At 41.9% G+C, this 17074-nt stretch carries 17 protein-coding genes and 2 tRNA genes; 9 read left to right on the top strand and 10 right to left on the bottom strand.

What is annotated here, in order from left to right:
• Nucleotides 1-27 precede the first annotated feature (27 nt).
• From U9670_RS05140 to hisF, 6 genes are all read right to left on the bottom strand, one after another.
• A complete protein-coding gene (locus tag U9670_RS05140; protein ID WP_323841149.1) occupies nt 28-618 on the bottom strand; it encodes a phosphatidylglycerophosphatase A family protein in 591 nt (196 codons plus the stop codon).
• Nucleotides 615-1202 (bottom strand): nucleotidyltransferase family protein, encoded by a 588-nt coding sequence (locus U9670_RS05135; protein ID WP_323841271.1) that lies wholly within the window; start codon nt 1200-1202, stop codon nt 615-617. The genes U9670_RS05140 and U9670_RS05135 overlap by 4 nt, the downstream gene beginning before the upstream one ends.
• Nucleotides 1202-2179 (bottom strand): thiamine-phosphate kinase, encoded by a 978-nt coding sequence (gene thiL / locus U9670_RS05130; RefSeq protein ID WP_323841272.1) that lies wholly within the window; start codon nt 2177-2179, stop codon nt 1202-1204. The genes U9670_RS05135 and thiL overlap by 1 nt, the downstream gene beginning before the upstream one ends.
• Nucleotides 2180-2463: 284 nt before the next feature.
• On the bottom strand, nt 2464-3027 hold the full coding sequence (nusB, locus tag U9670_RS05125; RefSeq protein ID WP_323841150.1) for a transcription antitermination factor NusB: 564 nt from the start codon (nt 3025-3027) through the stop codon (nt 2464-2466).
• 220 nt (nt 3028-3247) lie between these two features.
• Nucleotides 3248-3739: a 6,7-dimethyl-8-ribityllumazine synthase gene (ribH, locus tag U9670_RS05120; RefSeq protein WP_323841151.1), complete on the bottom strand. Its 492-nt coding sequence runs from the start codon at nt 3737-3739 to the stop codon at nt 3248-3250.
• 183 nt (nt 3740-3922) lie between these two features.
• Nucleotides 3923-4708 carry an imidazole glycerol phosphate synthase subunit HisF gene (gene hisF, locus U9670_RS05115; RefSeq protein WP_501993682.1) on the bottom strand — a complete coding sequence of 262 codons (786 nt, stop codon included), beginning with the start codon at nt 4706-4708 and terminating at the stop codon, nt 3923-3925.
• Between the two features lie 376 nt (nt 4709-5084).
• Between hisF and U9670_RS05110 the strand changes: the two genes are divergently transcribed.
• The 6 genes from U9670_RS05110 (at nt 5085) to U9670_RS05085 (ending at nt 10480) form a co-directional block, all read left to right on the top strand.
• Nucleotides 5085-6035, top strand: coding sequence for a glutamate/aspartate ABC transporter substrate-binding protein (locus tag U9670_RS05110; protein ID WP_323841152.1), 951 nt, complete (start codon nt 5085-5087; stop codon nt 6033-6035).
• A gap of 86 nt (nt 6036-6121) precedes the next feature.
• A complete protein-coding gene (locus U9670_RS05105) occupies nt 6122-6865 on the top strand; it encodes an amino acid ABC transporter permease (protein WP_323841153.1) in 744 nt (247 codons plus the stop codon).
• Nucleotides 6862-7524, top strand: a complete 663-nt coding sequence (locus U9670_RS05100) for an ABC transporter permease subunit (RefSeq protein ID WP_323841154.1) — start codon at nt 6862-6864, stop codon at nt 7522-7524. The genes U9670_RS05105 and U9670_RS05100 overlap by 4 nt, the downstream gene beginning before the upstream one ends.
• 110 nt (nt 7525-7634) lie before the next feature.
• Entirely contained in the window at nt 7635-8363 is a 729-nt protein-coding gene (locus U9670_RS05095) for an amino acid ABC transporter ATP-binding protein (protein ID WP_323841274.1), read from the top strand.
• Between the two features lie 192 nt (nt 8364-8555).
• Entirely contained in the window at nt 8556-9578 is a 1023-nt protein-coding gene (locus U9670_RS05090) for a homoserine kinase (RefSeq protein ID WP_323841155.1), read from the top strand.
• Between the two features lie 14 nt (nt 9579-9592).
• Nucleotides 9593-10480 carry a class II glutamine amidotransferase gene (locus tag U9670_RS05085; protein ID WP_323841156.1) on the top strand — a complete coding sequence of 296 codons (888 nt, stop codon included), beginning with the start codon at nt 9593-9595 and terminating at the stop codon, nt 10478-10480.
• On the opposite strand, the gene U9670_RS05080 is transcribed toward U9670_RS05085, so the two are convergent.
• Both U9670_RS05080 and U9670_RS05075 read right to left on the bottom strand, forming a co-directional pair.
• Nucleotides 10477-11277, bottom strand: a complete 801-nt coding sequence (locus tag U9670_RS05080; protein ID WP_323841157.1) for a methyltransferase domain-containing protein — start codon at nt 11275-11277, stop codon at nt 10477-10479. The genes U9670_RS05085 and U9670_RS05080 overlap by 4 nt on opposite strands.
• The gene (locus U9670_RS05075) at nt 11259-12413 is read right to left on the bottom strand and encodes an aminotransferase class I/II-fold pyridoxal phosphate-dependent enzyme (RefSeq protein ID WP_323841158.1); all 1155 of its coding nucleotides are present in this window, start codon (nt 12411-12413) and stop codon (nt 11259-11261) included. The genes U9670_RS05080 and U9670_RS05075 overlap by 19 nt, the downstream gene beginning before the upstream one ends.
• Nucleotides 12414-12763: 350 nt before the next feature.
• Between U9670_RS05075 and htpG the strand changes: the two genes are divergently transcribed.
• Both htpG and U9670_RS05065 read left to right on the top strand, forming a co-directional pair.
• A complete protein-coding gene (gene htpG, locus U9670_RS05070; protein ID WP_323841159.1) occupies nt 12764-14692 on the top strand; it encodes a molecular chaperone HtpG in 1929 nt (642 codons plus the stop codon).
• A 137-nt stretch (nt 14693-14829) separates the two neighbouring features.
• A complete protein-coding gene (locus U9670_RS05065; RefSeq protein ID WP_323841160.1) occupies nt 14830-15675 on the top strand; it encodes a DUF3025 domain-containing protein in 846 nt (281 codons plus the stop codon).
• A 208-nt stretch (nt 15676-15883) separates the two neighbouring features.
• Here U9670_RS05065 and U9670_RS05060 read toward each other — a convergent pair.
• Together U9670_RS05060 and U9670_RS05055 are read right to left on the bottom strand one after the other, a co-directional pair.
• Nucleotides 15884-15959: transfer RNA gene (locus U9670_RS05060), tRNA-Gly, on the bottom strand.
• 42 nt (nt 15960-16001) lie between these two features.
• Nucleotides 16002-16077 (bottom strand) — tRNA-Gly (locus tag U9670_RS05055).
• A 305-nt stretch (nt 16078-16382) separates the two neighbouring features.
• Here U9670_RS05055 and pgsA point away from each other — a divergent pair.
• Complete coding sequence (gene pgsA / locus U9670_RS05050; protein ID WP_323841161.1) at nt 16383-17030, top strand: CDP-diacylglycerol--glycerol-3-phosphate 3-phosphatidyltransferase; 648 nt, start codon at nt 16383-16385, stop codon at nt 17028-17030.
• The last annotated feature ends 44 nt before the right edge of the window (nt 17031-17074 follow it).

Here is a 17074-nt window from a genome sequence, read left to right as displayed (position 1 = left end):
AAATAATAATCTAAACTCAACTTGTCCTCAATTATCTAAACCCCCCCCTGGCATAAAAAGCATATAACAAATCACCCCTGCCATAAGCCCCGCCAGCACATCATCAATCAAAATACCAAATCCGCCCGAGACATTGTTATCCACCCATTTAATCGGAAACGGCTTGATGATATCAAAAAAACGAAACAAGACAAAGGGTATGATAAATAACAAAAGCAAACTGGGGTGCAGATATGCCAATCCTGTTTTATTCTCATCTTGTGTATTTGCCAATAGCCATACGCTTGGCAACAACGCAATCCAAATTCCTACCCATTCATCAAAGACAATATGCGGGTCATCGTGAACTTGCATTAAATCTGATGTCTTACCGCAAATAAAACTGCCAATCAAACAACCCAAAACAGTAATGGCAAAAAACCCCAAAAAGCCTAATAATAACATCGGCAATGCTATCACAAGTCCACCCACCGTCCCCCAAGTACCAGCAGCTTTTTTGGGTAAGCCAGAACCCAAGCCAATGCCCAGCCAATAAATGAATTTGTCAAAGGCGGTGGCGGTAGGCGGACAAGGGGGGCAAGGGTTTGATTTGTAGATATTGGGTTTGCGGTTGGTCATTTAACAAATCCTCTTTTATAAGCAATATGATTTTTGATATTGCTTCGTGCATCTTTTTCATCCCAAATTTGCAATTCCCACGGATAATAAAAGTTACTGGCATTCTTAAAGTAAATATGAATGCCGATATAGCCGTCCACATCTCGCAAATACCAATTTTTTAAACCATATTTTTTTCTCCAATGGTCTAAATTAGCCAAAATTACCGCAATATCAGCAGATGGCAGAACAATCCTTGCACCAAAAATATCATTTAAAATATTATTGACAGGATATTGGTTTTCTCGTTGTAAATAGCGATTGATTTTATCTTGGATACTTTCAGAGGTTTTGACCCGATAATAAAAAGCAATGTCCTTGGTGTCAGCAAACAACAAGTAATCGTTGATTGCTTCGTGCAAATTCAGCCGATAAGAAAAAATATGCTCGATTGGTACTTTATTTAGGGTATGGCTTAGATTGATTTTTTGTACTTTGCCTGTTTCAAAATAATCAGTAGAATATTTGGCGTGAATGAGGTTGATTTCACGAATAAGCCGTTCTGTTTTTTCTATATTGATAGGGTTGCCCATAACATCAATCATCAAAAATGCTCCCACCCTTTAACCACAAAATCCACTGGTTTGTTATCAAAATAAAACTTTATGCCTGTATTTTGTGTAATTTGTCCAATCGGATAAATGGTATTGGGATTTTGTGCATTAAATTTGGCAAATTTATCTGGATTTATGGTAAAACACAATTCATAATCATCGCCCCCATTGACAATATGGCGGTATTTTTGTGCAAAGGGCAGAGCGTCCAAAAACGCACTACACGGAATTTTGTCCAAATCCAATCTTGCCCCCACACCGCTTGCCTTTAAAATATGCCCCAAATCCTGCCCCAAACCGTCCGATATGTCAATCATACTGCTGGCATAACCGATAAGCTGTTGCCCCAAAACCACTTTTGGGACTGGGTATTGCAAGGCGGTTTTGAGCGGTGTGGGCAGATTTGCCAACGCATTTGGGCAGGCATTGCCGTCGCCATTTAAATCGTCAAGAATGTGGTGCAAGGCGTAACTTGCCGTGCCAATATTGCCACTGACACAAATAATATCGCCAACTTTCGCCCCACTTCGTTGAATGGCTTGCCCTTGTCCAATAAAGCCCAAAGCGGTGATAGAAATGGTTAAAATATCCGATTTTGTGGTGTCGCCACCAATGAGCGAGACCTTAAAATCATTGCAAATGTCGCCAATGCCTTGGGCAAAGGGCGTCAAAAATGCGTCATTGGCAAAATGCGTGGGTAGGGATAGCCCCAGCAAAATGGCATAAGGGGTCGCCCCCATACTGGCAAGGTCGGACAGATTGACCGCCACCGATTTGTAGCCGATAGCGTGGGGCGGTGTTTGGTGGACAAAATGCCGTCCTGCCACCGACACATCAACACAGCTAACTAATTGACAGTTTGGCGGTAGCACGCTTATCGCACAGTCATCGCCAATGCCAAGCACGGTGTTTTTGTGGCAGGCGGTGGCATTTTGAAAATGGCGGTCAATCAAAGAAAATTCGGACATTTTAGGTGGTACTCGCAGACTTGGCTTGCAAATTGCAGATTTAAATTGAACGCCCAAAATATTGTTCTTATTTCTATGGGTGAATTAAATGGTCAGCCATTGATGACTTTTGTATTGCCTTAAAATATATTTAAAGGAAAATACATTTTAAGGCAATTTCATAAAGTTTTTTGTTAGGTTTAAGCTAAGTTAATTGAATTGAATGATGAATGCAACGGCTGATTTGATGCTTGTGTTGATGTATCAAAAATACGCCATTTTTCAATGACGCATTTTGTAAACACTCAACCCAAATTTGGTACATCGCCAGTCTTACTGGGCTCTGTGATTTTTTCATTTTTCTCAGTTTGGCGGACCAGTTTGGCATAGCGGTCTAGTACGGCATTGATCAGCTTGTGTGCGTCTGTCGCCCCAAAGTAAGTGTTCAGTTGCATGGCTTCGTCCAATACGACCTTATAAGGAATGTGCAGGCTATACTTAAGCTCATAAGCACCGATGAGCAATACTGCGCGTTCAATGGGATCTAGGCGGTCAAAACTACGGTCAAGATAACGCGAAATTTCAATCGTCAGCTCGCCTGCTTTTTCTGGAATCTCACGCATAAGCTCGTGATAATAGCCCAAATGTACGGTGTGCATGGCGTTATCTGCACGGGTGCGAGCGACAATGGCGTGTGGTTCGTTACCGCCTAAAAAATCACGGTGTTCATTGGCAAAACGATGATCGGTCATCAGCCATTCATAAAGACCTTGTAGGGCAAAGCGTCGTGCCTTACGCACGGCAGTGTAGCTGGTCTTATAGCTGTAATCATCATTTTTGATGATGGATTCGGTATTTTGGTCTGTCATGGATATGGCTCTTTTGGGTGTCTGTTTTGGTGCTGATTGATCATAACAAAAAACCAAAAATCTTATTTTTTCATCTTTATCATCAAGCTTTTTTGGAAATTTTTGGATAGTTATTGATAAAAACACCTTGGAACGATGAAACTGAGTGTCAAAACGACTGATTGTGCTATTAAATAATAAAAAAGGGCAAACCGCTTAAATTTGTCCTGAGGTGCGTTGATTATAGGGCTTTTAGCACGCTTGCCATTTCAATGGCGGTCATGGCGGCTTCATAGCCTTTGTTGCCTGCTTTGGTGCCAGCACGCTCAATGGTTTGCTCGATATTCTCGGTGGTCAAGATGCCATTAATTACAGGAATGTCATGATGCAGGGCGACATGGCTTAGGCCTTTGGCAGATTCGCTTGCTACGATGTCAAAATGAGGTGTTGCCCCACGGATAATTGCCCCCAGCACCACAATGGCATCGTATTTACCAGATGTCGCCAAGCGTTTTGCGGTCAATGGCAATTCAAACGCTCCTGGCACACGCACGACTGTGATATTCTCACCTTTGACACCATGACGCAGCAGAGCATCAAGCGCCCCCTCAACCAGACTTTCTACCAAAAATCCGTTAAAACGACCAACGGCAATACCAATGCGTAGGTCTTGGCTTTGGTCCAAAGCACCGTCAATATGACTGACGGCGAACTTTTGAGTGGTGTAATTCATATTTTGCTCGTTTAAATTGATTAAAAAAAATTGCCGACTATGATAGCATATTTTGATCAAAATAGGGCGATTTTTAGATGGTTTTGCAAGCATTTATTTAAAAATTCAAAACACCTAAAAACAACCTAAAAAAATAATTTGGTGGACTATCTAGCAAAACTGCCTTAATTAAAGCAAGTTTGCTTATTGGGCTTGCTTAATCAGTCGCATCAAAATACCTTGATTTGCCATAAACTCTTTGGCTTCTTGGATTGTGTGGTCGCCAAAGTGAAAAATGCTTGCTGCCAACACCGCATCTGCACCACCTTGTAGTACACCGTCTGCCAAATGTTGCAGATTGCCCACACCGCCTGATGCAATGACAGGGATATCTACCAGATCGCTGATGGTGCGTGTCAGTAGCAAATCGTAGCCAGCCCTTGTGCCATCGCCATCCATACTGGTAACGAGTAACTCTCCTGCCCCACGATGAGTCATTTGTACTGCCCAGTCAATCGCATCAATGCCTGTCGCATGGCGACCACCATGTGTAAAAATCTCAAAGCCAATACTGCCATCAGCCTTGACCACGCGTTTTGCATCAATGGATACAACAATGCACTGAGAGCCAAAGCGTGCGGCAGCTGTACTGACCAAATCAGGGTTAGTGATGGCAGCAGAGTTTATGCCAACCTTGTCCGCCCCTGCATTTAAAAGATTGCGAATGTCATCAATTTTACGCACGCCTCCGCCCACTGTGAGTGGAATAAAGATATTTTTGGCGATTTGTTCAACCATATCATAAGTGGTGTTGCGTCCGTCTGATGTTGCGGTGATGTCCAAAAAAGTAATCTCGTCTGCACCATCGTCATTATAGCGAGTGGCGACTTGCACAGGATCACCAGCATCTTTAATGTCTACAAAATTCACCCCTTTGACGACTCGACCATTTTCAACATCAAGACAGGGAATTAGGCGTTTGGCTAGCATGATTTTCCTTTACTTTAGCAAAGAGGATTTGGTGGGCTATTATGACAATAAAGAAAAATTTACACAACCATTAAGATGCCTAATATTCTATTTTTCGTTAAGAAAAATTTTCTTGGCAAAGTCTGCCAACTGGGTTTGGCATTTGATGAATCGATAACGACAAGAATTGACAAGAATTGATGTTTATTCGGCTGATTTAACCAATCTTTGCACAAAAGTATCATTAATGTTAAAAAAATATTGCACTTGGGGTGAATTTCTTTTATGATGAAGTCATGCAATTTATTTTTGGCTGTATGCTGTCTTGTGATATGGTCATGATAGATTGGCTGTTTTACCTACTTTATTTAACTATTTGCATAAAAAGAGGATTTTTATGAAGCATTTACCAAAATTTGCCGTTTTGGCACTATCGGCAGCATTGTTGGCAGCTTGTGGCGGTGATAAAGCCCCTGCGACAGATGCAGCAGTTGATACAAAAGAACCAGCCACCACCACTCAAAGTACACTGGATAAAATCAAGCAATCAGGCACCATCGTTTTGGCACATCGTGATTCTTCCATTCCATTTTCTTATATTGCAGATGATCCAAATCAACCAGTTGGGTATGCACACGACCTACAATTAAAAGTTGTCGAAGCACTTAAAAATCAACTACAAATGCCTGATTTGAAAGTACGCTACAATCTGGTTACCTCTCAAACTCGCATTCCTTTGATTCAAAATGGCACAGTAGATTTGGAGTGTGGCTCTACCACCAATAACACCGAACGCCAACAGCAAGTTGATTTTTCAGTTGGTTTTTTTGAAATTGGTACGCGTCTATTGACCGCCACCGATTCTGGCATCAATGATTTTGCTGACCTTAAGGGCAAAACTTTGGTAACTACCGCAGGAACAACATCTGAGCGTTACATCAAGCAATATAACGATGAGAAAAAAGCTGGCATCAATATTGTTTCGGCCAAAGACCATGGCGAGAGCTTCTTAATGTTAGAAAGTGGTCGTGCTGATGCGTTCATGATGGACGATGTGCTGTTGGCAGGCGAGCGTGCCAAGTCAAAAGAACCAGCCAAATGGCATATCGTTGGTGAGCCACAATCATTTGAAATCTATGGCTGTATGGTTCGTAAGGGTGATGCCGACTTTAAGAAAGTTGTAGATGATACTTTGACATCTGTCTACGCATCTGGCGAGATCAATGGCATCTATGACAAATGGTTCACTCAACCAATTCCACCAAAAAATGTCAATATGGACTTTGCAATGTCTGATAACTTAAAAAAACTATTGGCAAACCCACATGATAAAGCAGATCCGCAATAATTTTTAATACGGTTGCTTGATGCAACCAAAAGCGTTGACAAAACCACTCTTTTTGAGTGGTTTTTTGGAATAGATAGGAATTTTGCATGAATTATCATTGGAATTGGGGTGTGTTGTTACAGCCTACTGGTGTGGGTGGTGAGTTATACTGGCACTGGCTGCTAACAGGGCTTGGTTGGTTACTGGTCATTGGCTCGGCAGCATGGCTGATTGCACTTGTCATCGGCAGTGTGCTTGGCGTGATGAAAACTCTGCCCAACAAGACGGCACGCACGATTGCCACAGTATATGTGGGGTTTTTTAGAAATGTACCATTGCTCATACAGTTATTTTTCTGGTTTTATGTGGCACCGAGTTTTTTGACGCAAACAATGCAGGATTGGTGGTTTAAATCACTGTCTTTTAACACGACGGCTGTCATTTCGGCAAGTGTCGGCTTGGGTTTGTTTACCGCAGCACGCATTATTGAACAGGTTAGAACTGGTATTGAATCACTGCCAAGAGGCCAAGCGAATGCAGGCTATGCACTTGGATTTAATACAGCTCAGGTGTATCGTCATGTGCTTTTGCCACAGGCATTTCGAGTGATATTGCCACCAATGAGTTCGGAGTTGACCAACTGTTTTAAAAATGCATCAGTAGCATCGCTTGTTGGTGTGGCAGAGCTGATCAGTCAAACCAAAACAATCAGCGAATACACACAAAATCACTTTGAGGTTTACACTTTTGCAACCATCATTTACTTAATTTTTAATATGACGCTGATTTTTGGCATGACAGTTTTGGAGAAAAAAGTGCGTATCAAAGGACAGATTGGGGGTGCAGTATGAGTGAATTACAGCTTGCCATGCCTGCTTTGATGATGGGTTTTTGGGTAACCTTAAAGGTGCTAATTCTTGCCATTATTGGTGGTCTGGCCATCGGTACAGTGCTGGCACTGATGCGATTGTCTGGCAAAAAATGGCTGTCGGTGCCTGCCACTTTATATGTGAATTATTTTCGCTCAGTACCGCTACTACTTGTGTTACTTTGGTTTTATTTTGCTGTACCAATGATGTATAACTGGATTACGGGGAAGTTTTTTACATTAGATACCGCCTTTACCTCATGCGTGGTGGCGTTTATGGTATTTGAGGCGGCGTACTTTTCAGAAATTGTGCGAGCAGGCATTCAGTCTATTGGGCGGGGTCAGGTTTCGGCAGCTTATGCACTGGGCATGACTTATAAGCAGACAATGCAACTCATCATTTTGCCACAAGCATTTCGCAGAATGTTACCGCTTGTGTTGCAACAATGTATCATCTTATTCCAAGATACAACCTTGGTATTTGCCATTGGTTTGGTGGATTTTTTCCGTGCATCTTATGTGCGTGGAGATTTGATGGGGCTACTTACGCCATATATTTTAGGGGCCGGCGTGGTGTACTTCATCATCAGCTTGACAGCTTCCACAGCGGTTAATGCACTAAAACGCCGTTTGAGATTTTAAGCTAACAATAAGGAAAAATTATGACAATCGTACAACAAATTGATGCAACCACATGGACAAATGAATTTGGTGGCTTGGTGTCCGACGCAGGGCATGCCACTGATGAAATGATGATTAAAATCAGCAATGTATCCAAGTGGTATGGTGATTTTCAGGTATTAACCGACTGCACGGCCCATGTGCATAAGGGCGATGTAACGGTGATTTGTGGACCGTCTGGCTCTGGTAAATCAACCTTGATTAAGACGGTTAATGGACTAGAATCGTTTCAAGCTGGCACAATCATGGTAGGTGATATATCGGTAGGTGATAAAGCGACCAATCTGGCCAAATTGCGTAGTCGTGTGGGCATGGTCTTTCAGCATTTTGAGCTGTTTCCACATTTGTCCATCAAGGATAATTTAACCGTTGCCCAGATTAAGGTGCTGGGTCGCAAAGAGTCTGAGGCCAATACCAAAGGTCTGGCATATCTTGACCGAGTGGGGTTGTCTGCACACGCCAACAAATATCCTGCCGAGCTGTCAGGAGGACAACAGCAGCGTGTGGCGATTGCTCGTGCCTTGTCAATGGATCCTGTCGCTATGCTGTTTGATGAACCGACATCGGCACTTGACCCTGAAATGATTCAAGAGGTTTTAGATGTGATGGTCAGTCTGGCTAAAGATGGCATGACGATGATGTGCGTGACGCATGAGATGGGCTTTGCACGCCAAGTTGCAAATCGCATCATATTCATGGACCAGGGCAACATTGTAGAAAATTGTAGTCGTGATGAGTTTTTTGGCGGTGCAAGAAGTGAGCGAGCACAGTCATTTTTAAGTAAGATTTTAAATCATTAATCCGCAAGACAAAAACCACATACCTAAGCCAGCCCTTTATCTTGATTGAATGTTAGTTTGGATTTGGGGCGTGGTTTGATGTTGAATTGGTATGTTTACATAAATGATGGTAAATTGATCCAAAAAGTTTTAAAATAGGTTGATTGCCATACTTATCCCATCACGGTATCCCATCACTTTGTCGAGAGCATCATGTCTGTTTATACCCATTTATCCGAAGATGAATTTTTTGCTTTTTGTGGCTTGTTTGGTGTGAAATTTAAGCGTGCCACTCCCATCACACAGGGCATTAAAAACTCCAATTGGTTCATTCAGACAGGTGGTGGTGCTGGCGATGAATTTAGTCATGTATTCACATTGTATGAAGAGCGAGTGCCTGCTGATATCATCAAAATGGTAACCGTCATGCACGCTTTGAAGGATAAGTTGCCCATCGCACCACCGCTGATAAAACTGACCGCCAAGGGCAATAATGTCGGTGAAGATTGTGTGATGCGATATGAAAACAAGGCGATTTTGGTTGTGCCAAAACTGGCAGGCAAGCACCCAACAACGACCGATGAACCAATGTGTTTTGAGATGGGCAAGGCTCTTGCTGTTTTGCACGAAACTTTGCAAACTTTGCAACCTGCCGAAGATTATGGTGTACCACTTTATGACTGGACAAGGGTCAAACAGCGTGAAACTGGTTTTATGCCTGCTGATGAGGCTCGGCTGATGAATGATATTTGGGACGCTTATGCCAACTTACCTGCCAATTTACCAAAAGGCTTGTGTCATTTGGATATGTTTACCGACAATACGCTGTGGGACTTTTCTGGTCATGTCGCCAAACTGACAGGCTTGCTTGATTTCACTGAAGTGTCTGTTGAGCATTACTTGATGGATATTGCCATCACCATCAATGACTTTTGTACCACTTGGGGTGATGCAACCGATGGCGAGAGCGTGAATTTTAATACGGATAAAATGAAGGCTTTTATCGAGGGTTATGAGAGTATCCGCCCACTGACCGCTGACGAACAATCTGCCCTGCCCATCATGCTGGCTTATAGTGCAACCATCTTTTGGCTACTTCGCTTAAATGTCATTCACTATAATCGTGAACAAGGGCGGACGGGTGATGATATCATGGTAAAAAATCCCGACTTAATGAAACGCTTGGCAAGTTGGCATTGGAATAATGCAAAATCACAAAACTTAAATTTGAGCTAAAAAAGTGAGCCGATATGTGCCAGCTATTAGGAATGAACTGTAACACACCCACCGACATTGGGTTTAGTTTTAAGGGGTTTCGCCAGCGTGGGGGGTTGACCGACCATCATGTTGATGGGTTTGGGATTGCCTTTTTTGAGCAAAGTGAATCAGGTCGGATTGGTTTGCGACAGTTTCATGATAATCAACCAAGCCATCTATCGCCTGTGGCAGATTTGATTAATCATTATCCCATCAAGGCGATGAATGTCATTGCTCATATTCGTAAGGCAACCACAGGTGAAAAAAATAACCTTGCCAACACACACCCCTTTGTGCGTGAGGTTTGGGGCGAGCAGTGGGCGTTTGCACATAATGGCCAGATGACCAACAGTTTTATCCGTCGCACTGAACGCTTGCACACTAATGGCAATGCTGAATATTATTCACCCGTAGGGACGACGGACAGTGAATTGGCATTTTGTTATCTTTTAAATCGCCTAAAAGCCACCTTCAAAACTCGCCCATCTGATGAGATGTTGTTTGCATTTTTGACGGCGCAGTGTCGCTATTTATCGGCCAATGGCCTGTTTAATTGCTTGATTTCCAATGGTAATTGGCAGTTGGCTTATGCAGGCAGTCTGCTGTTTTATCTGACTCGCAAAGCACCGTTTGGTGAGGCACACTTGACCGATGGTGAGGTGAGTGTGAACTTTGGCGACATGACAACCAACAAGGATAGGGTAACAATTTTGGTAACGATTCCTTTGACCACCAATGAAAAATGGCAACAGATTGCTGTTGATGAATGTTTGGTATTTTGTGAAGGTGAAGTGGTGTTTTGTGACACGCCAAGCAAAAAGACCTACATGAGCATTGAAGATGGTATCGCTTTGGCCAGAAGTGTGGGTGCAAGCGTTTAGGATTGATGGAGTTGGTGGGCTTTTTTGGCAACCAAAATCAGTGCATCATAAGTAAGGGGGTATAGCCATCGATTCTCTTTGCCCTCTTGGTGAATGGCAAAGCGTTGGTGGTAGTCATCATAAAATGTCTGCAACGATGATTTATTCCATACACCGCCACCTACCGATACACCAGTATCTTTAATGTGGTGTAAAACATCTTTTGGGTGAGTAAAGTTGAGTGTGTGGTACCGTTGGCAAGCGTACATCACCTTAAAACCTGCTTGCTTTAACATGAATTTAATGTCGTCTAGGGCGTGATAATCTAAGCCTTTACCCGTTAATGACCTGATCTCTTTGAGATTATCCATGCCAAAGCTGCTAAATGCAAATATACCGCCATCATGCAAAGCGTGATGAATGCGAGCCATTAAAGATGGCAGATTTTTAATCCATTGCAAGGCAGAGCTTGACAGCACCACATCAATCTTTGGCAATGGTAAGTGTTCTATATTACCAATCAGATATTCGGTTGGACAATAAACAAGGTTGTCTTTGACGCTGTCATGCAAATCACTAAGATACAGTTTGTCCAATTGCCATCTTTGTGCATAAAGATTGGTTAGACTGCCTGTGCCACAGCCAATTTCTAGAACAGAGCTTGGGCTGATGTTTGGTAATCGTTGTATCAGCTCTTGACAAATTTTTTGTTGAATGATGGCATTTTTGTCATAGCTTAGATATGCTTTGGCGAAGTTTTTAGCAACCATTTGACTATCAATATGGGTGTTTTTGGTGGTCATTGCACGCTCTGCCATGTGTGTTCTAAGATGTGACAAAACTCATCAATCTGCATTCGTGTGATGTCTGCTGTTAAGCATACCCTGATGCGTGCAGTGTTCATGGGCACGGTAGGTGGGCGAATGGGCAATGCGTAAAAGCCTTGTGTTTGTAGGCTTTGTGCAAGATTGATGGCTTGCTGGTTGTTGCCGATGATGATGGGAATGATTTGACTGGTGCTTGGACAGCTAAGACCCAGTTGACAAATTTTGTGAATGAAGTACTGGCTATTATCAAGCAAAGTCTGGCGTTTTTTTGTCATCAACAAAGATTGTCTGACGATAAAATTTGACCATAGTGCATTAACAGGCGGAATGTTGGTACTAAAAATCAAAGGCCTTGCGGTGTTAATCAATGCGTCTTTAATTGTGCCATCACAAATGATAAAACCGCCTACGCTTGCCCATGCTTTGCCAAAGGTTCCTACTAAAAAATCAATCTCATTCATCACACCCATCATTTCGCCTACGCCAAGTCCACGCTCACCAAATACACCCACAGCGTGTGCTTCATCAACATACAAAGAGACATTGTCAAATCGACGCTTGATGGCTACCAATAGGGCCAAATCTGTGATATCACCGTCCATGCTAAATACCGATTCTGTCATGATGATGATATGGCGATAATGGGCGTGATGCTTGGTGAGTAACTCATCTAATTGATGAAAATTTTGATGATTAAAGCGATAAAATTTTGCTCCGCATTGTTTGGCAAGGCGGATGCCATCAATCATGCTGGCGTGTACCCACTTATCTGCCAAAATGAGCGTCTTATCATCTACAATGGCAGGCAAAATGCCAATATTCATGTGATAGCCACTATTAAAAGTCAGGGCAGGGCGACCATAGGCTGTACTCAGTGTGTCTTCTAATTCATCGTGAGCGGTGAAATTGCCTGTCAAAAGCCGTGATGACGACGAGCCAAATACGAAGTCGGCATGGTCTTGATGGGTATTAATGAATTGATTTTTAAGGTCTAAGTCATTTGCCACGCCAAGGTAATCGTTGCTGGATAAATTGAGTATCTTGTGAGGGGTGAGGCGTAACTGGCGTAGACTGTCTGTGGCTTTTAGGTTGGCAAGCAATGCCTGATGGCGGTGGAATTTGTGCATTGGTGTGTTGGTTATGGTGTATTGATTTTGGCGTATCTTAAAAAATATATGGCACAAATGCAAGTATTGAATTGTGTTTTAATAATATCAAATTAACAATGTCCAAATCAAAAGCATCGGTGTTGCTGGCACTTTTAAAAAGATTTTGGTTTGATTTTGGTTTTAGGTTGTTGCATTTGTTGTCAAGGACATGACATTAATCACAAAACATTGTATTTTTTTTTGATTAAAAGAATATGGATTGAGTAAGATGTCTTGAAAATTTTTAAAGTATCCTTATTTTTTCAACATTATTATTTTATCAATTGGCTATTTTATCAATTGGTCATTTTATCAATCAAGGAGAAATCATGTCCAATCCTACCCAGCATCATTTTGAAACCGAAGTTGAACAGTTGTTGCATTTGGTAACGCATTCGTTGTATTCCAATGCTGATATTTTTGTGCGTGAGCTTGTGTCTAATGCGTCAGATGCTTGTGATAAATTACGCTTTTTGGCAACCAGTGATGACAGTCTGTATGAAAATGACAGTGAACTGAAAGTAAAAATTGATATTGATTCTGTTGCCAAGACATTGACCATCAGTGATAATGGCATTGGCATGAACGAAGCTGATGCGATTGACAATTTAGGTACGATTGCCAAGTCGGGCACAAAAGCTTTTTTGGACAAATTATCTGATGGCGACAAAAAAGACGGTGCGTTAATTGGTCAGTTTGGTGTGGGTTTTTATTCTGGCTTTATTGTTGCGGATAAAATCGTTGTGGAAAGTCGTAAGGCGGGCGAGCCAACCAATCAAGGCGTACGCTGGATATCAAACGGTACAGGGCAATTCACCACAGAAATCATTAACAAAGACACGCACGGTACAGCGATTACATTACATCTAAAAGATGAGTATGTACAAGGCGAGCAAAACTATTTGGATCGCCATAAAATTCAATCGCTGATTAATAAGTACTCTGATCACATTAGCCTGCCAATCCAAATGCGTAAGCAAGAATGGCAAGATGAGCTAGATGAAAATGGCGAAGTTATGGCGGGCAAGGGGCAGTATGTTTTAACAGAGGAATACGAAACAATTAATAAAGCATCGGCACTATGGACACGCCCTACAAATGACATTACTACTGATGAATATCATGAATTTTATAAGACATTAAGTTATGACTTTGCCAATCCGCTGACATGGACGCACAATCGAGTTGAGGGGCGTGTGCAGTATACGCAGCTGCTTTATATTCCATCTAAGGCACCGATGGATTTGTATGCACGAGAGCAGCAGCGTGGGCTTAAACTCTATGTTAAGCGTGTCTTTATTATGGACGATGCCGAGCAATTACTACCGATGTATTTGCGTTTTGTCAAAGGTGTGATTGACAGTCAGGATTTACCGCTGAATGTTAGCCGTGAGATTTTACAAGAAAGCAAAGATGTTAAGGCGATTCGTGATGGGAATGCCCGCCGTATTTTAACGCTATTGGCGAGTTTGGCCAATTCTGAAGATGCAGAAAAGCAAGACAAATACAAAGCATTTTATGCCGAATTTGGCGATGTATTAAAAGAAGGCTTGGGGGAAGATGTACCAAACCAAGAGCGAATTGCCAAGCTGCTTCGCTATGCCACCACCACAAACAGCCAGATTGCCACAAGTTTGGCAGACTACAAGGCACGCATGAAAGATGGGCAAAAGGCAATTTATTATCTGACTGCTGACAATATGGCAAGTGCCAAAAATTCTCCGCAACTTGAATTGTTTAATAAAAAAGGCATTGAGGTGATACTAATGACCTCAAAAGTCGATGAATGGGCGATGAACTTTTTGACCGAGTTTGATGGTACGCCAATGCAAAATATTGCCAAAGGGGCGGTGGATTTGGGCGACCTGACTGACGAATCTGAAAAAGAAGCAGTCAAGCAACAAGAAGAGAGCCTAAAACCTGTGGTTGAACGCCTCAAATCTGTACTTGGCGAACGAACCAAAGATGTACGAGTGTCTAGTCGTTTGGTGGATAGTCCAGCTTGTCTTGTGGTGGCAGATGGTGAGTTGTCTCCACAAATGGTACAAATGTTAAAGGCGATGGGGCAGGCCGTGCCTGATATCAAGCCGACTTTGGAGATTAATCCGACGCACCCACTCATCACTCGCTTGGAAGATGATGGTGATTTTGATGACTTAGCACAGGTCATCTTTGATCAAGCCTTGCTTGCTGATGGTGGTCAGCTTGATGACCCAGCAGGCTATTTAAAACGCATCAATAAGTTGTTGCTTAAATGATTTTGTTGATATCCATAAAAAAACGCTCAGCCTTTGGGCGTTTTTTTATTGCTCGTGGGTTGATGTATTATATAAATTCATGCGTAAAACATTAAAAAGTTGTAAAATAAACCAAAAAAATTAAGCTATTTTTTCTTATGAGTGATTTTTCTATCCTATTTGCAACCATTGACCGATCAGCACCTTGGCTGGAGCCTTATGCACACATTCATCATGCTTTTAGTGAGTGCAAGCATACAGGCGAGCTGGCCGATTGGCTGAATGATTATTTTGCCAAAAACCACATCGCACCAGCCTTGTATGGTACAAATAGACCGCTATATTTTGTCAGCCAAGATGATTTGCCGCATGGCACAGCTTATGAAAGGCATATTTTTGCCACAGCACACATTCCTACCAGAAATAACTTACACGACTGGTTTGGTGCGTGTATTTGGTCAGTGTTTCCCAAATCAAAAGCGATCCTAAATCATGTGCATCTTCGTGAAATGGCAAATAATGGCGATAAGGGCTTAAGAAATCGTGTGCGTGATGCCATTACGGTATTTGATGAAAATGGAGCGATTTTGGTGGTGAGTGATGAAAATATTGGCAAGTCTTTAAGAGATTTTGATTGGTACAATGCTTTGGTCGCCCCAAGGCGGTTTTGGTGTAATCCTACCCAACCAAAAGATGATGACAAAGCACAAGCTTTTATTTTTGGCCATGCCTTGCTTGAACAGCTCATCAATCCTAGAAAGCCTCTGTGTAGTCATACTTGGATTATCAAGGTTGGTGATGATTTTTTTGCCAAAAGTTTGACTGAAAAATTAACTGACCTTGATGATAGGCTAAGCAAAGAATTGGGTGATTGGTTGGTTGATGGAGCAACACCAAAAGATTTGTCTCCACTACCAATTTTGGGCGTACCGTTCTTTTGGGATAATGCAAGTCTGTCGTTTTATGAAGATGAATTTGTGTTTAGAAGAGGCAGAAAGGCGTGATGGTGTGTTGATGAATAAAACATCTATTAATATGCAAAGAGGGTGTCAAAAAAGCTTATTAAATTCAAACCCATAGTCGGGTGGGCTGGACAGAAAACGACCCGTAACAATCATCAGTTCATGTTAAATGATGGCATTTGAACAGTAGTCAATGTAAAAAAATTGAATGAATAAAAAGTCCAATTCTTTTGAATTGGACTTTAAAATTTGGAGCGGGAAACGAGATTCGAACTCGCGACCCCAACCTTGGCAAGGTTGTGCTCTACCAACTGAGCTATTCCCGCATATGGTCATATGTTTTGGTATTCAATGTGTATTTGAAAATTTGGAGCGGGAAACGAGATTCGAACTCGCGACCCCAACCTTGGCAAGGTTGTGCTCTACCAACTGAGCTATTCCCGCAATTTTTCATCTTTGATTTAAGATGACATACATCATTGCATGGGAGCGTATTATATAGATTTTTTAGCAGGTGTCAATATTTTTTTTTCAAAATTTTTGAAAAATTTACCATTTTTTCAAACTTTTTTTAAAAATTTTGAAAAAGTTTGTTTAAAGCACACAAATAATCGCCAAAAAATAGCAAAATTAAGGTATCATACAGTACAATGATACAGTAATTATCCAAACATCTAAGAATCTCTAAAATCATCATTCATCATTGATAATTGCTAATTTTATTGATTTTAAGTCAAAATAAAACCACCATGACCAAGCCAAGCCAAGCCAAGCACACAATTTTTAATTTGCCAAATAACTTGACCATCGCACGCATCGCAATGATTCCGCTGTTTATTGCCATTGCTTATTGGCCGCCTGCACTTGGGATTGGCGTACCAGCCATCACCAACAATGCGATTGCACGTCTTGGTATGCTTGAATACAGTGACAGTATGCTTCGTCATTTTTTATTGGCTTTTTTGTTCATTTTGGCGGCGATTACGGATTGGCTAGACGGTTATTTGGCACGCAAACTCAACATCACATCAGCATTTGGGCGGTTTTTAGATCCTGTGGCAGATAAACTGATGGTTGCTGCTGCTTTGGTTGTCTTGGTGCAGTGGCATGCCAATATCATCATGGCGGTTTGTGCTATTGTTATTATTTCTCGAGAGATTGCGGTGTCGGCATTGCGTGAATGGATGGCAGAGCTTGGTGCACGCACAAGTGTGGCGGTGTCATATGTAGGCAAGTTAAAAACAGCTTTTCAGATGATAGCCATCTCTGTATTGCTTTTAAATTGGCAAAGTCTTGATGTCATTGGCTATGTGTTGATGATGATTGCGGTGCTACTGACATTGTGGTCAATGATGATTTATCTAAGAGCGGCTTGGCCATATTTAAAACAGCCCTAATGATCAAATAAGTACTCACAACCCATCATTTGAGATTTGGTTTA

The sequence above is a fragment of the Moraxella tarda genome, assembly GCF_035181405.1.
GTDB lineage: Bacteria > Pseudomonadota > Gammaproteobacteria > Pseudomonadales > Moraxellaceae > Moraxella.
This window is presented reverse-complemented; position numbering and strand designations above follow the sequence as displayed.

Bases quoted from the DNA above. Each gene is read 5' to 3' on its own strand.
- U9670_RS05140 (WP_323841149.1), bottom strand. From the start codon at position 618: ATGACCAACCGCAAACCCAATATCTACAAATCAAACCCTTGCCCCCCT.
- U9670_RS05135 (WP_323841271.1), bottom strand. From the start codon at position 1,202: ATGATTGATGTTATGGGCAACCCTATCAATATAGAAAAAACAGAACGG.
- thiL (WP_323841272.1), bottom strand. From the start codon at position 2,179: ATGTCCGAATTTTCTTTGATTGACCGCCATTTTCAAAATGCCACCGCC.
- nusB (WP_323841150.1), bottom strand. From the start codon at position 3,027: ATGACAGACCAAAATACCGAATCCATCATCAAAAATGATGATTACAGC.
- ribH (WP_323841151.1), bottom strand. From the start codon at position 3,739: ATGAATTACACCACTCAAAAGTTCGCCGTCAGTCATATTGACGGTGCT.
- hisF (WP_501993682.1), bottom strand. From the start codon at position 4,708: ATGCTAGCCAAACGCCTAATTCCCTGTCTTGATGTTGAAAATGGTCGA.
- U9670_RS05110 (WP_323841152.1), top strand. From the start codon at position 5,085: ATGAAGCATTTACCAAAATTTGCCGTTTTGGCACTATCGGCAGCATTG.
- U9670_RS05105 (WP_323841153.1), top strand. From the start codon at position 6,122: ATGAATTATCATTGGAATTGGGGTGTGTTGTTACAGCCTACTGGTGTG.
- U9670_RS05100 (WP_323841154.1), top strand. From the start codon at position 6,862: ATGAGTGAATTACAGCTTGCCATGCCTGCTTTGATGATGGGTTTTTGG.
- U9670_RS05095 (WP_323841274.1), top strand. From the start codon at position 7,635: ATGATTAAAATCAGCAATGTATCCAAGTGGTATGGTGATTTTCAGGTA.
- U9670_RS05090 (WP_323841155.1), top strand. From the start codon at position 8,556: ATGTCTGTTTATACCCATTTATCCGAAGATGAATTTTTTGCTTTTTGT.
- U9670_RS05085 (WP_323841156.1), top strand. From the start codon at position 9,593: ATGTGCCAGCTATTAGGAATGAACTGTAACACACCCACCGACATTGGG.
- U9670_RS05080 (WP_323841157.1), bottom strand. From the start codon at position 11,277: ATGGCAGAGCGTGCAATGACCACCAAAAACACCCATATTGATAGTCAA.
- U9670_RS05075 (WP_323841158.1), bottom strand. From the start codon at position 12,413: ATGCACAAATTCCACCGCCATCAGGCATTGCTTGCCAACCTAAAAGCC.
- htpG (WP_323841159.1), top strand. From the start codon at position 12,764: ATGTCCAATCCTACCCAGCATCATTTTGAAACCGAAGTTGAACAGTTG.
- U9670_RS05065 (WP_323841160.1), top strand. From the start codon at position 14,830: ATGAGTGATTTTTCTATCCTATTTGCAACCATTGACCGATCAGCACCT.
- pgsA (WP_323841161.1), top strand. From the start codon at position 16,383: ATGACCAAGCCAAGCCAAGCCAAGCACACAATTTTTAATTTGCCAAAT.